General features: G+C 36.5%; 14 protein-coding genes. All 14 read right to left on the minus strand.

What is annotated here, in order from left to right; genetic code table 11:
* Nucleotides 1-8: 8 nt before the first annotated feature.
* Nucleotides 9-1469 carry an oligosaccharide flippase family protein gene (locus HMPREF0240_RS01210; RefSeq protein ID WP_009001634.1) on the minus strand — a complete coding sequence of 487 codons (1461 nt, stop codon included), beginning with the start codon at nt 1467-1469 and terminating at the stop codon, nt 9-11.
* A complete protein-coding gene (locus tag HMPREF0240_RS01215) occupies nt 1450-2565 on the minus strand; it encodes a polysaccharide pyruvyl transferase family protein (protein WP_009001635.1) in 1116 nt (371 codons plus the stop codon). Before HMPREF0240_RS01215 ends, HMPREF0240_RS01210 begins: the two co-directional genes overlap by 20 nt.
* Nucleotides 2566-2717: 152 nt before the next feature.
* Nucleotides 2718-3299: a dTDP-4-dehydrorhamnose 3,5-epimerase gene (gene rfbC / locus HMPREF0240_RS01220; protein WP_009001636.1), complete on the minus strand. Its 582-nt coding sequence runs from the start codon at nt 3297-3299 to the stop codon at nt 2718-2720.
* A gap of 9 nt (nt 3300-3308) precedes the next feature.
* On the minus strand, nt 3309-4229 hold the full coding sequence (locus tag HMPREF0240_RS01225) for an NAD(P)-dependent oxidoreductase (protein WP_009001637.1): 921 nt from the start codon (nt 4227-4229) through the stop codon (nt 3309-3311).
* A gap of 1 nt (nt 4230) precedes the next feature.
* Nucleotides 4231-5283: a glycosyltransferase family 2 protein gene (locus HMPREF0240_RS01230; protein WP_035312213.1), complete on the minus strand. Its 1053-nt coding sequence runs from the start codon at nt 5281-5283 to the stop codon at nt 4231-4233.
* A gap of 16 nt (nt 5284-5299) precedes the next feature.
* The gene (locus HMPREF0240_RS01235) at nt 5300-6352 is read right to left on the minus strand and encodes an acyltransferase (protein WP_009001639.1); all 1053 of its coding nucleotides are present in this window, start codon (nt 6350-6352) and stop codon (nt 5300-5302) included.
* Nucleotides 6312-7337 (minus strand): hypothetical protein, encoded by a 1026-nt coding sequence (locus HMPREF0240_RS01240; protein ID WP_198137758.1) that lies wholly within the window; start codon nt 7335-7337, stop codon nt 6312-6314. The genes HMPREF0240_RS01235 and HMPREF0240_RS01240 overlap by 41 nt, the downstream gene beginning before the upstream one ends.
* A 242-nt stretch (nt 7338-7579) precedes the next feature.
* Nucleotides 7580-8569 carry a glycosyltransferase family 8 protein gene (locus HMPREF0240_RS01245; RefSeq protein ID WP_009001641.1) on the minus strand — a complete coding sequence of 330 codons (990 nt, stop codon included), beginning with the start codon at nt 8567-8569 and terminating at the stop codon, nt 7580-7582.
* 23 nt (nt 8570-8592) lie between these two features.
* Entirely contained in the window at nt 8593-9645 is a 1053-nt protein-coding gene (rfbG, locus tag HMPREF0240_RS01250) for a CDP-glucose 4,6-dehydratase (protein ID WP_009001642.1), read from the minus strand.
* 3 nt (nt 9646-9648) lie between these two features.
* Entirely contained in the window at nt 9649-10428 is a 780-nt protein-coding gene (rfbF, locus tag HMPREF0240_RS01255) for a glucose-1-phosphate cytidylyltransferase (RefSeq protein WP_009001643.1), read from the minus strand.
* A gap of 13 nt (nt 10429-10441) precedes the next feature.
* A complete protein-coding gene (locus HMPREF0240_RS01260) occupies nt 10442-11494 on the minus strand; it encodes an acyltransferase family protein (RefSeq protein ID WP_009001644.1) in 1053 nt (350 codons plus the stop codon).
* Between the two features lie 234 nt (nt 11495-11728).
* Nucleotides 11729-12718 carry an NAD-dependent epimerase/dehydratase family protein gene (locus HMPREF0240_RS01265; protein WP_009001645.1) on the minus strand — a complete coding sequence of 330 codons (990 nt, stop codon included), beginning with the start codon at nt 12716-12718 and terminating at the stop codon, nt 11729-11731.
* A 3-nt stretch (nt 12719-12721) separates the two neighbouring features.
* Nucleotides 12722-13729 carry a glycosyltransferase family 8 protein gene (locus HMPREF0240_RS01270; RefSeq protein WP_009001646.1) on the minus strand — a complete coding sequence of 336 codons (1008 nt, stop codon included), beginning with the start codon at nt 13727-13729 and terminating at the stop codon, nt 12722-12724.
* Between the two features lie 10 nt (nt 13730-13739).
* Nucleotides 13740-14291: a dTDP-4-dehydrorhamnose 3,5-epimerase gene (rfbC, locus tag HMPREF0240_RS01275; protein WP_035312215.1), complete on the minus strand. Its 552-nt coding sequence runs from the start codon at nt 14289-14291 to the stop codon at nt 13740-13742.
* Between the last annotated feature and the right edge of the window lie 839 nt (nt 14292-15130).

Consider the following 15130-nt stretch of genomic DNA (forward strand, 5'->3'; position numbering starts at 1 on the left):
CAAATCCCTTATTTCGTTCGAATTAGTTTGAGTTTCTCTATAACAAATTTTCTCTTAAAAAAGATGATCAGCAAAATAACTGCGAGCATAGCGTATCTCAGGAATTCAAATTCATATAATGTTGAGCATAAGCATGTACATACAATTAATATCGCTCCAATGCCAAATATCAATTTATCATTATATAAATTTGTATGATCTCCCACTTTCTGTTTTATCACCAACCGGCTAAAAAAGAAGTGCCCTGCAGTGTATAAAATATATGAAAATAGCGTAGTATATCCTGCTGCCACAAACCCAAATTTAGAAATGAATACAGCATTCAAAATAATATTACATACTGCGGCAAAGACCGTTCCCATAGCAACATAATTCACTTTTGCAAAATAATATTCTACATTCACATACAAATTTAGTATAAACATAAAGTACACACTGGCAACTAGGGGGGCAAGCACATAGACACCATCTGCATATTCACCAGGTGCAAGAAGCAACATAATATCGGGTGCTATAAAAATAACAGCTAAATTCAATACCGCAACCAAGATAGCCAAGCTGTTTGCAACCGATCTGATAGAAGTATAATTCTTTTTTTTCATACTTTGATACGTCCACGGTATCATAGAGTTCATGATTGAAGTATTTACTATATTCATTATTGTAGATATTGAAAATGCAACACTATACATCGCTACCTGCGTGTTACCACATAAGTTACTAATCATTATGCGGTCACTTTGCTGCAATATAATTGCTGATAAAAAATGTGGCACCAACGGTATATTAAACTTTAGTGCAAACTTCCAATATTCTTTGTTAAATAACGGTTTTCTTTTCTGTAGAATAATACACAGTGGAATCATATATGCTGCAATTGTCACTCCGACTTTCCCAATGATTGCCATTAATCCCTTCTGTGATTCCGGTACTAACAGAACAGCAGGTATGGTCACAACCGGTATAGCAAAGACAATGCCAACTGTTAAAATAGCCAAAGCTTTATATTTGAATTGGAATCGCTGATACGAACTCCAATACTCAAATGATGGTTGAAGCAGAATTTCGGCAAACATTAATGCTACAAATACCGTTGGTAAATTCAGCAATTCATTCCATTGCTCTTTTCTAAGAAGATATATGCAGAACAGAAGAATTGTTATAAGGCTGCTCAGACCAAGCATGGATGTCGTATATCCATCCCGATCAGTTTCATATTTCATGATACCGTTAGTATATACATGATAAGATAAATTCAATGTTGCAAAGACAGCAATAATCTGCATCCACGATAGAAAAGTAGAATAATAGCCATAGTTCTCTGCGCTCATGATTCGTGTGTAAATTGGAACCATACAAAATGCCATTCCCTTTTGTAAGAAACTACACAGAGTAAATATAATCGAGGCCTTTGCTGGCTTATTCATGCATTTCAATCTATCAATAAGTTTAGTCACTCTCTGACTCATTGTCACATTCTCCTATCACTACACGTAAATAACCGTTAGAGTTTTTCCTCATAAAAGCGATACGCTCATCAGAGGCGTTCCATTGCTCCAAACTGATTACATTCCCTTGACGGAGAATTTCTTCATTTCCACACTGCTCCAACCCGGTTATTTTTAAGAGCTGCTTAATACGCTCGTTAGAACCTGTTAAATTCTCAACTTCAGCAAAAAAATGTTTATGAAACAGAATGGAGAACACCGTACCATGAAAAGACGTAGTAAGTACATACTGAGCATGTCGGATCAACGACACGAAATCTTCTGGTCCTTGACCAAATACAGGGGTAAACTCTCGCTGAAGTCTTGCCGAAACCAAATCTGTTAAATACAATACAGATAGCCCCGTCCTTTCTTTTAAATTCTTTGCCACCTGTATAAGAGATTTAGGTGGTGCAACACAGTATAGTAAAATGTAATCACCGTTTCTATTCACTGAAGGGATCTCTTTATTCCACTGCTCAGCAGTAAGTAGTAATGTTGGATCGATATCAATACGAGTCTCTAACCCCAATTGTTCTAGCCTGTCAGCACAGAAGTCTTCCCGCAACGACAATACAGAATAGCCAGCTAAATGTTTCTTCAAGCGATCCTTATGCTTTTCAAAGGCTGTTATTTTACCAAGGCTAACTGCGTAACTATATTTTTTGGCATTATCGGAGACGAAATCCAGGAAATAGGCATCATCATCCCCACATACTTCATAATTCCACAATTGATCTGATCCTGCTACAAAACGGTCAAACAGATTTTCAACAGAATACAAATCATTGTTTTTTAAAGGCTGAACTTCAAGGCGCTGAGCGATAAATGCACGAAATTTTTCTGTTTTTCTCTTCATCAGGTGATAGTTGGGAAGAAATTTTATCATATCCTTCAGAAATCGCCTATCTATATGGAGCAAAACGGACATATCTTCAATTGCTTTACATTGATAATCCAGTATTTTACAATTCTCCTTTTTACCGCTTAGTGACTGCACCGTCCTTTGTAATGCAAAAGCCTGCAAAACAGCACCGTAATTAAGCGCTCTGTGGTATGTAATAAGAGCTATTCGCATTAAGTTTTTCTCCTATGTTGTTTTCTTACAAGTATCCGTGGATAAAATTGATTAATTATGTATATTAGCAATATAAACAAAGCAGGCAATAAAGATTAACTTACATATATCGACTCATTCTATTAACTTTAGCATTTATTTTCCTCTCAAAGCTAGCGAATTTTATCTGCAATAGTTTCGGAAAATTCCTTAAAGCTTTGCAAAACTTTATCTTTATCCGCAAGAATCAAATTCTCGTTTCCACCAATTTCCTGAATGGGCCAATCTACGGCAATATCCGGATCGTTCCACATAATCCCGTCATCATATTCCCAATAAAAAGCCTCAGCACACTTGTAAGAAACAATGGAATCCTCTAAAACCAAATAGCCATGTGCAAAATGCTGTGGAATCAGAAGCTCCCAGCAATTTTCACCAGTAAGATTAAATCCTCTCCATTGCATAAATGTCTTGGATTCTGGTCTAAGATCGACTATGACATCATATATACGTCCTGAAATGCATCGAACCAATTTTGCCTGCTCTTTAACTCGTTGGAAATGTAAAGCACGAATTACACCTTTATGAGAAACAGTATAAAAAACTTCCTTCAGATTATGTGTTATACCATTATCATTAAAGAGACTTAGTGAATAATCTTTAATAAATTCACCCCGAATATCTGTCGCCTTGAAGGGGTGGATCAAATATGCTCCTTCTAAATCTAATTCCTTAAATTCAAATTTTTGTACCATTGTAGTTTTTCACTCCTGTTCTTTCAGCCATTCAACAGTTTTTTTGATTCCATCTTTAAAATCTATTTCTGCAACAAATCCAGTATCTTCAAACAATTTTTTTCCGCTAAACTCTTCAGCCTGAAGACAGATACCGTTAAACGGTATTGCGCCAAGGTGTAATTCAATGGTTGGATCAATAGCATCCCGTATCATATAAATGTATTCTCTTAACGGTCGCTCAGCATTACTACCCAAATAATAGCAGCAATTGCTTTTTCCCTTTTCTGACGCTGCAATAATTGCACGGATCGTATCGGTTACATAAACAAAATCGTAGATCTGTGTTGCTATCGTAAAATTGGCTGGTTTTCCTTCAAGCATTATTCTCGCTGCATAATTGACAAAATTCCCTGTCCGATTTCCAATGCCATAAGTATTAGAAAGCCGAACCCAAACATGCTCAATGCCATACTTAGAACACATTGCTTTCGTCATATAGTGTGCGGTTAATTTTGCAGTACCATAATCACTAACTAAGTTCGGAGTTGCACCATCTGTCGGTGCGTAATTCTGTACATCTAACTCAGCAAGCGTACCTGCTCCTACAAAACGCCTACAGCCGATCTGATTCATAACTTTAACAACATCACAGGCATATTGCACATTTTTAAGTTGTAGCACGTAGTCTCCTCTAGCGTCCCCATATGAACCGATCCAAGCAAGATGGAAGCAACAATCAAAATTCATTTTTCCAACAATATCTTTTAGTTTATATATTTCTTCCAAATCACAGTATATGATTTTAACATTCGCGCACACTTGCAATGCAGAAACATCCTCGTTCACATCCTTGATTACGGCGTATATTTCCTTGCCTCTTTCGCTCAATTGACGAATCAATTCTGTTCCAATAAAGCCATTAGCGCCAGTAATTAATATCTTCTCCATTTCAATCGCCTTTCCTTAAGACCTGCATACTTTGAAGCATTTCAACTCCTTTGCGGTCTAGCACTCGCTCAACTTCTAAATGTTTTACTGAGTAATACCATATTCTACGTAACATCAAAATCCTATATTTCCATTTTGACTGTAAAGATGTCTCAATATTTGGAGTACGACAAAGAAGATATTCTTTTCCTGCCGGATTTAACGAACAGTAATTCAAATACTTTATTTCTTTCCGATACTTCTTAATAAAGCTATGCACCGCAGTCCCTTCCGGAAACATTTCTATCAAATCTTCAAAAGACTTGTAAAAATCATACTGTACTTCTGCTCTAAGCGTTGCACCGGATGTCATACGATATATAGAAATTGGCTTATGTAAAATGTAAATGCTTTCCCGTTTATTAAGAGCCAAAAATGAGTAGAAATCCCAGGAATATGTTCCTTCAGGGAAAAAAAGTCCTGCATCCAGCAATGCCTGTTTCCGAAATAGAACACCACAGGTTGGTGCACAATAGCAATTCTGCCATGCAAAAACGTTATCCTCTACATGTAGCTCAGTAAGAGTTTCTTTTGTAAAATACTGTGGAACAATCAAGGAGCGAATCACTTCCTTCTTTTTCCTTCGTTCCTCAACCTCGAATCGTTCGTCTATGTCTTCCCGTTCAAATAGCAAGTAACGTTCAGGAATAACACAGGCATATTTCTTTTCCTCAATTATAGGCGAGATTTCCTGAATATAATTGGGAAGTAGCAAATCATCATCATGTAAGTAGGCAATGTATTCACCTTTTGCGTATTGGAGGCAACGATTGACATTTCCAATCATTCCAATATTTTTTTCATTTGTAAAGAATTGCACCCTAGTGTCATCGGAAAACATGGATCGAAGTGTTGACATATCGCTATCCGAATCATTATTTACGACAATTACTTCGTAAGAAAATCCAGCCATGTTCTGTCCTAACGCGCTTTGAATTGCTTGTACAAGAAATTTGGGACGACGATAAGTTGGAATTGCAATGGTCAAAAGTATATCATTTTTTGTATTGCTCAACGTTAAGTCCCCCCTTTTAGTAACTAGTATTCAAATATACTTTGCTTTCGATAAAACTCACACATTTTTTATACAATGACAAATATATTGCAACAAAAATCATCGATCCTACAATGCATATAATCGTCAAAATTGGTACATACCACAATGGGTTTATTTGAGATCCTAATGTTGCGCGAAAAACATAATCAATTGAACCATAAATAAAAGGGTGCACAAGGTAGATTACCAAAGATGTATCACTAATAAGCTTGATAATCTTAAATACATGCTTCACTTTTGTTCCTGTTATGGCAATAAAAAGAGCAATCGAACCAATAATTACCGTAGGAAAATTAGGCTGTCGAAATACAATTTCTGTGTTCCAAAAATAATGATTACACTCATTCAATACAAAAGTAAAGATAAAGCAAGTTACACTGATAAAATAGCAGATATTTCGTTTATTATGTGTTATATTTGAGAAATTATTTCTTATACAATATCCAATAGTAAAAAAGCCAAGATATTCTGAAAACTGTAATATCCAGAACAGATTACATGTAAAATGAATGATACACCCCGTAATTAACAAGAAAATACTAAGATTAGTGAAATGTTTATCTCCAATATCTAACCGTAAACGAAGTAAAATAGGTGCCACTGCATACAACCCTAGCAACATGAACATATACCACATATGTCCTAATGGTCTTCCACTCAATGAGGATGTTAAAATTGTATACAGTCCCTCACCACCTACTAAACGCCACATCACAGCTATAAGAGAGAATATTAGCAGATGACCACCCAATTTCCTTATTGACTTTTTGTAAAATGCTCCGTAATCCATCGTAATTTTGCTTTCCAACAAAAAAGCACCACTAAGCATCACAAAACAAGGAATCGCGGCTCTTGTCATCATCTGAAGAAAATCTGGAAAGGAATAATAATACCAAGGCATTCCTTCATGACGAAACTCATAATCAGTATATAATGCAGCTGTATGCATTATAATCACGAAAATGCAGCATATTCCACGGAGTAAATCATAGTTTTCTTCTCGTAAAGCGTGTGTATTTTTTACCATAAATAGAGGCCTCCAACTTTTCAGAAACTGTTTTTTGAATTTCTGTTGTTAAAATGATTAGACTGATAATAAAACTGGTTATATTGGCGACCTCGAGCGGTTCATTGACCAGTGATAGAATTAACCAAACTGCAAAAGCAATTTTTATTGTTCGATTTGGAAACAGACACTTATTTTTATAATATAATAAGCACAAAATCACGAGCAAAATCACACCAATGTAGCCGTAATACCACATAACACGAATAAAGCTATTTGTCATATCCCTCACGGTTTCTGTTGTACCGAATAATGAATTCCTTAATAATAGATCACCTATCAATTTTAAATCCCCTGTACGTCCCTCAAATGATGCAATCGAAGTCTCCGCCTTTTCCATAATAATTAACGCAATCCCAGCAGCGCCACCAAGCAAGCAAACCACAAACATTATGTATTTTCCAATTGACTTTCTTCGATTAAGATTCCATAAGAATACAAGGAGAACTGCAATAATCCACCCTGTTGCAGAACAAGTTAAAAATAGGCTAATTCCAACAATAACTAACCTGCTAATTTTTAGCTTTTTTTCCATGAATAACAGATAAAATAGTGTATAGTTCAAATAAATCATATACTGCCCTGGTTCCCAGCAGAACCCACTGAACCGTGGAAAAGACCAGCCAAATAAAGGTGCTGTAGTTGCCCAACGAGCATAAAATCCATAATGAATATGGTATAACGCATATGATTTTGTTCCATCCGCTCGCACAATGTCATCATAATAAGCGACTAGTCCAGCATTCGGTGCTATTAGATCAAAAACGATATAGGAAATGAGCATAATAGCGGCTAAAAAAAATATCACTTCACATAACAGATGAAGAATGTCAACTTCCCAGTCAATTAAAACCGAAACAATCATAAACGTTGCAACAAATCGTGCGCTTACCATTATACTGTTAAAAAGAGCCATTCCGCTGAAAAGTCGTACTGCTGTCATCAAAATAAAAACTGCAACAGGAATAAAAAAATGTCTACTTCTAAGTGGCCTATATGCATAATTTAGGAGAAAAATACTTATCCCAAGAATACACAGGCCCAGTTGAATGGGGGTTCCAATCTGCGTATAAACAGTCATGTATACTGAATAGGAACTAATAATAATGTAAAAAACAAGGAACGCTGCAAACTGATTTCGGAGGTTTATTCGTATTTTTACATTAAACCGCATTGTCAACGCACCTCCTATTCCTTAAATTTCAAACTATGCTTTCTGTGTAATACCCTTGCAATCCGTAATGCTATATCTTTTGGCAACAAACAAAATATATTTCGTTTCAATTTTTTCATCAGGGCTTCGTTATTTTTCCATAATGACTCTTTTGCCCAAACTGTGCTCCCACGAACCTCCATCCATTCATTTCTGAATGGATGTCCGCCGTTTTCATACCATGGACGCACAGAAAGAGCATCTGTGGAAAAGTGTACAATTACAGGGGTTTGCACCGCCTCTTCATACTGTTCTTCAGTATGATAAACGGTACAATCATGATAAAACTTTATTTCATTCCACGAATAGTTGTACATAGCAGTCATAACATTATATTTGGGATGAAGCATTTTTACTTTTCCCGACAAAACACCGTTGATGATATCCTGATCAAAATATTGTAAATGACCCAAATGCTCTTTGAAAAATCGAACGAATTGTTTTTCTACTGTATTGTTACGCCACTCTTCTAGGTTAATTAACAAAACTCCACCATTGATGTAGTCTGCATCGTCTGTTAAACCGATGTTGTGCCGTACAATGTTACTTGTACAGTCACTTACACCTGCACCATAATAGCCATCAAGAGGTACATTGTATAATTCTTCCAAGGAGTTACGCACTAAAATATCGCAATCTAAATATAGTACACGGTCAACAGTTTCTGGAAACAAGCCGCAAATAAAAAGTCTTTGTAATGTGCTCAACGTCCATGCCCCAGTGTCAATCTTACTTCCGATCAATTTCTCAACATCAATCCCATTTAAAAAAGTCAGTGTCACACTGTACGGACGCAAGGATTCCTGCATTTTCTTCTTTGTTTCTGGCAAAATGTCATTATCTATTACGTAAAATCGCAAATCTATACTTGGCTGAGTATGCATAGCAACCGAAAGCATAGCAATCGTACATAATTCAGCAAATTTCTCATTGCTACTTAAACATATATTCATATTATGTTTCATTTCCCCCTATCTTTGGTTGCTATTCAACTGTTCAAAAAGTACTGGATTTGTTTATTCATACAAGCTCGAATATCTCTTTGCTCTTTCCAGCACTTCGTCCAATCTACCACCATCTCGATGCCCGTATCTAAATTCCAACGTGGTTTCCAATCAAAAGTGGATTTCAGCTTAGCACAGTCGAGTTTTAGGAAGTTTGCTTCGTGAGGTCCGCCGTCATATAGATTGATCCACTTTAGGCCTTCTCCCCACTTACTTACAAACAGATCAACAAGTGTACCCGTCTGGAAACAGTCTATATCGTCTGGCCCCACATTATAGTAACCCGCATACTTTCCATCCACATACTGCTTCGCTGCAATCATCAAGTAAGCATATAGTGGCTCCAACACATGTTGATAGGGGCGGGTAGAAAAAGGATTGCGCACAATGATATCCTCGTGCTTCATTGCAGCACGGACACAGTCTGGAATGATACGATCATTCGCAAAATCTCCGCCACCGATAACATTGCCTGCCCTTGCCGTGGAAATAGCCACGCGGCCATCATCGAAGAAGCTATTCTTATAACTGTGGGTCACAAGTTCTGAGCAAGACTTGGAATTAGAATAAGGATCATAGCCATCTAATTCCTCGTTCTCGCGATACCCCCACGCCCATTCCTTGTTCAGATATACCTTGTCAGTAGTCACATTCAAGAAGGATTTGACGCAACTGCTGTTGCGAACGCATTCCAAAATATTAACTGTACCCATTACATTGGTCTCATAGGTGTAAACTGGGTTCTTATAGCTTTCACGAACAATGGGCTGCGCAGCAAGATGCAAAACAATTTCCGGCTGCGCTTTATCAAAGGCCGCTTTCATTGTCGCATAATCTCGAATGTCACCAATCACAGATTGAACATCCTCAGCAATACCCGCCACATCAAAAAGAGACGGAGTTGTAGGAGGATTGAGAGAGTACCCCGTTACTTCTGCACCAATATTCGCCAGCATTTTGCTAAGCCATGCCCCCTTAAAGCCTGTATGACCAGTTACAAATACTTTTTTCCCCTGATAAAAAGACAAATCAAACACTTCTCAGTCCTCCCATGATTTCCAGGGTGCTTTTCCACTATCCCATAGTTTTTCGAGCTGCTGCTTTTCACGTAGCGTATCCATACACTGCCAAAACCCCTTGTGTGTGTAATACTTCAGTTGATGTTCTGCTACTAAAGCATTAAGAGGTTGCTGTTCAAATACTGTTCCATCACCTTCGATGTAGTCAAATATCTCGGGTTCAAAAACCATAAACCCAATATTGATAAGATCACCGTCTAGATCTGACTTTTCCCTAAATGCATTTACAAAACCATCTTTCCCAACATCAAGAACGCCTTTATTCTGCCCAAAATTATAAACAGAAATCGTACCAATTTGATTATGTGATTGATGATAACGGAGCAGTTCTGGAATGTTAATATCTCCAACAGCATCGCCATAAGTCATCATGAAAGTTTCATTGCCGATATATTCGTGTACACGCTTAATCCGTCCACCAGTCATCGTATTTAATCCTGTGTCGACCACAGTAACCTTCCATGGTTCAGCATGCTTGTTGTGTACAACCATCTCATTGCCTTTCGTAAAATCAAAGGTTATATCTGATGTATGCAAAAAATAGTCAGCAAACCATTCCTTGATTACATGCTGCTTGTATCCAGCGCAAACGACAAACTCATTGACACCATAATGAGAGAACTCTTTCATAATATGCCAAAGAATCGGCATACCTCCAATCTCAATCATAGGTTTCGGCTTGAATGCAGATTCTTCCGAAATACGAGTGCCATACCCTCCTGCTAAAATGACTGCTTTCATACTTTCTCCTTCTTTACTTTATTTCTTTCTTAAATCTGTTCTTCCCAACTATCCAAGGACAAACACGGTCTAATACTTCTCCTGCTATCAAACACATCAACATAGAAAGCAACGCAACAATAATACAAGCAATCGGTTGATTTCTGGAAACCAAATTCACTGTAGGTTTAAAAAGCACTTGAAAAAACAAAACTGGAAATTTATGTAGCAACAACACAATCATAGTATTCTGTCCAATATATGATAGGTATCTATTCGATGGGATATTTCTACATAACAAACATATCCCGAATATACCGCAAACCGCAGCAATTACATAAATAAAAAGATTCCCATAAATATCACTGCGACAATCTGTAGCGGTGTTTATGAAGCACCCCATAACTAAACAAATCATCATGAGTACTGTCGGATAGATAGCAATCTTCATCTTTGAAAAACGGGGGATGTTAAACTTTTTAAATCCATATCCAAGAATAGCATATGGAAGTACACTGACTGCCGTTTCCATTGCGAATGGCAACCCCTCTATTCGAGTAAAGTAATAATTAACAAATGATATACTTAGACTTACCAGCATTAAACTGCTAAGTTTTATCCAGTACTTTACCACGATCTTATCCATTAATTTATTAATTCCATACAATAAATTTTCGACAACAAATAAGCATGGAAGAAACCAGAGAGGAAGATTAGCACGCATATATCCACTTTTACTATTTCCGTACAATGAACCACATAAATATTTAATCCACGAGAAACTTTCTATTTCTTCCCCGAGCCGTTCCGCTGCAAAAGAGCCCATAAAGTAGAAAACTATTATACTGATTGCCATAACTGTCCAATATGGAATCAAAATCGTTTTTGTTTTTTTTAACAAGAATGCTTTATAGTCTAACTTACTATTAAATGTAACGCCAGCCAAGAAGAAAAACAGAGGAACCTGAAAAGTAAATACAAACTGCCATATGAGAGAACCTTTCATTGTGTGTCCTAAAACGATGCAAAAAATCCCAATAGCTTTTGCATAGTCGATCCATTCTATTCTACCTTTACTAACTATCATACAAGCATCTCCCTATTCGTTTTCAATTTAATTGTATTACTTCTTATCAGTTATGGTGTACGTGTACAAATTAGTCTCCATTACCCATTGAGTTCTTGTTTTGCGCTCAATCGGTTGTACTCAACTTCCACGTTTTTAATCATCAGAACCACTAGTTCCGATGGGGTTATTTGGGGATGTTAGTATTTTCATAGTCTATTTTACACTACCAACATTTCTTACTAGCGTATGAAATCATAGCATTTTTTCAGACATATACCACCTAATAACTTGCTGGATTCCTTTTTTCATTGGTACCTTCGGTTCATATCCAATCTCATATTTAGCCTTGCTAATGTCATATACCCGATCTGTTATAGTGGCTTCAATATTCTTTCTGGTTACAATAGGAGTCTTATGTATGAAATTAAAAAAGCGCTCTTCTACAGTTGCAACACATATCATTAGCCTAACCGGTATTGGTATGACTATGATTCTCTTATTCAATACATCCGCAATTATTTTTCCTGACTCTACAAAATCAATAGATTCATCTGAAGTAAGAATATATGTCTCACCTATGTCCCCCTTGTCTACCAACTTTACTAAAGCTTGCACAAAATCTGTTATATAGATGTTTGAAGTATAGTTATGGCCCCTTCCGACTTTCAGAAATATCCCCTTTTTACACAGTTTTGCCAATGTCAAATAAGAGAATTCGTGTTCCCCCACACCATACACCTTTGTAGGCCGCACAATAATCCCAGGGAATCCTGCCTTAACACACTCATTAACTAATTGCTCAGCTTCATATTTTGTGACCTGATATGGAAGATACGGACAGCACATACTCTTCTCATCTATATACGTATCTTTTACTATTCCCATGGCTGCAATAGAACTTACAAAAATAAAGCGTGATACATTAGCTTTACAGCTTTCGTCCACAATATTTTTAGTTCCACTGACATTGATTTCTCTAAATAATTTTAAAGTTTCTTCATTTGGAAGTTGATTTCCGACCTTTGCTACCATGTGGAAAACAACATCTATCCCATCACAACATCCAGTAAGACTTTGCCTATTTGTGATGTCTCCTGTAAAGTATTCGCACTTATCCCGAAACAGTCGTTGGCCTTTTTCTAGATCTCGAACAAGCAATCTGACTTTATGCCCCTTTTCCAGTAACCGAGGAATGAAATTCTCGCCTATAAACCCTGTACCACCTGTAACTAAAATATTCATTTCTTATATCCTCTTTGCAATTAATGATTTTGTTGCCTTCACTCTTATGTATAAAGGTTTGAGTTCTGAATGAATTAGTCCTAAAATACTGTTGGCCATATTTTTCGGCATCCGTTCTATAAGGTTGATTGCCTTATTTGCCTTGGAATTAAAACGCATATGATCTAACTGCTTATCCTTCCATGGGCTCATATCCATATACTTTCTAAATTCATCTTCCAATGGGTGATCCGTATTCTTAAACCACGGCCTGACAACATTCATATTTGTAGTGTAATGGATTATCACTGGTTCAGAGACAGCAGCCTCAATTTCTGTCATGGTGTAATAATTTGTAGGTTTCCTTAAACGCATAATCTCATCATAACCATGGACAGCCGTTATTGTCATTACATTATACTGTGGCTTCAATACCGCCATTCTTCCAGCAAAAATCCCATTTACAATATCTTGATCAGCATAATTGATTAATTTTAGATATTGATTCATATATGTATCAATGGTCGTTTTGATATCAATTTTTCTGAGTTCGTTCAAGTTTAAAAGAACTACGCCAGCGTTAATATAGAGGTCATCCCCCTCTAATCCGATATTTTCCTTATATGTCTTGCCGATACAATCTTTTACTCCACCGCATATAGATAAACTTAAATCAATATGATTAAGTGGCTGAATGTCTCCTCTTATAATAGTGTCACAGTCTAAATAAAGTACTTTGTGCATATCTGCCGGCAGCAATTGCCCGGAAAAAAGACGCGTAAAAGCACTAACGGGCCATCTTGCAGAAACTAATCTCTCTGGAATATCAAGTGAAGGGATATCAATAACAACAATATCCCGTTTATACTTAATACCAATTTCTCTCAGTATTTTTTTGCTTTCATCAGAAACGTGCTCGCCAAGGAGGTACACTGTCAAGTTCGAAATGTGCTTATTGTTTTCAAACAGGGAGATCGCGGATATTCCCATCAGCCATATATAATTGTTATCACATGTATATAGTACGTTCATACAATTCCTCTTATTTATTCAATGTTGCAAATCCTGGATAATGTTTGTCCTTTTCAGAGATAATCGGCTCTTGTCCTTTTTTCAAAGGCCACTCAACTCCAATTGCAGAGTCATCCCATGGAATACCAATTTCATTGTCCGGATGCCAAAAATCTGTAACTTTAAAGCAAAACCTTGCTACATCAGACATAACAAGGAACCCATGTGCAAATCCCTCACTGATATAAAACTGCTTATTATTTTCTTCGGAAAGTTCCAATCCAAACCACTGACCATAAGTTTTAGAGTTCTTGCGTACGTCAACCGCTACATCATAAACTGAACCTTGGATCACACGAACAAGTTTCCCCTGGGGGTACTGATTTTGAAAATGCAGTCCACGGAGAACGCCCTTTGTGCTCATAGACTGGTTATCCTGAACAAATACAAGATCTAGTCCAGCCTCATGCATATCATTCTGGTTGTATGTTTCAATAAAATATCCCCGACTGTCACGATGAACAGTCGGCTCAATCACATACAAGCCTTCGATCGGAGCTTTTGTAACTTTAATCTGTCCCATTGTATGTACACCTTTCTTAATCCTTTGCACAATTTCTTATATCTATAATGCTTCGTCAATTTTGGAGAGCGATTTTTAAAATAAAATTCTGAAACCTATACATTTTATTTTCACGTTCAAATAACACCTTATCTACAGAACAGAAAAACGGTCCGGATATCGACTGGTTGGCTTTTTCCAGTCATTCAATAACAAGAGCTTATTCTATTTTTCAGTCCATAAAATCGGCCCTTCAAATTTCAGGTGTTTAGTTCACGTATTTTTCATTAAAGCTTATCTTCAAACTTTTAGCACCACCATAAACCTTAAAGCTAATGACAATATTTTAAGACTTAGTGTAGGGCATGTATAAGAACGATAAAAGCCTGTAACAGAATTTACTAAATATCCGTAGGCAGGCTTTGACCAATTAGCTCAATTCTATTTTTATACTTCTTTTTTTAGAGAAAATAATGCCGTATAAAATATGTGATAACTGACGCGTAAACTCTCTCGTAAAAATGATAATTTTAACAAAACTAAATAGAATGCTAACTGCCAACTCGCTTCATTTCACCTCAAAATAATTGTTATTATTGGTTTGGAAATAATGAATAAATTGACATGCATTTAATAATCAGCACAATGATATGTTAGATAATTAAGAGTATATGAAGAGTGAGTCTAAATACTTAAATAAAAATTCTTTTACGTAATATGCATAATTCAACGGCGCCTAATCCCTGACTATCATAATTTGTCAGAATGCAATATATATATAACTAATTGTGAGAAATAAATAAACAATAAGAAAGAATTTTAGAGAGTTTTTATCTTTAATGTTTAAGATTTGAAGAATA

It is taken from the genome of Clostridium sp. D5, assembly GCF_000190355.1.
GTDB lineage: Bacteria > Bacillota > Clostridia > Lachnospirales > Lachnospiraceae > Faecalicatena > Faecalicatena fissicatena_A.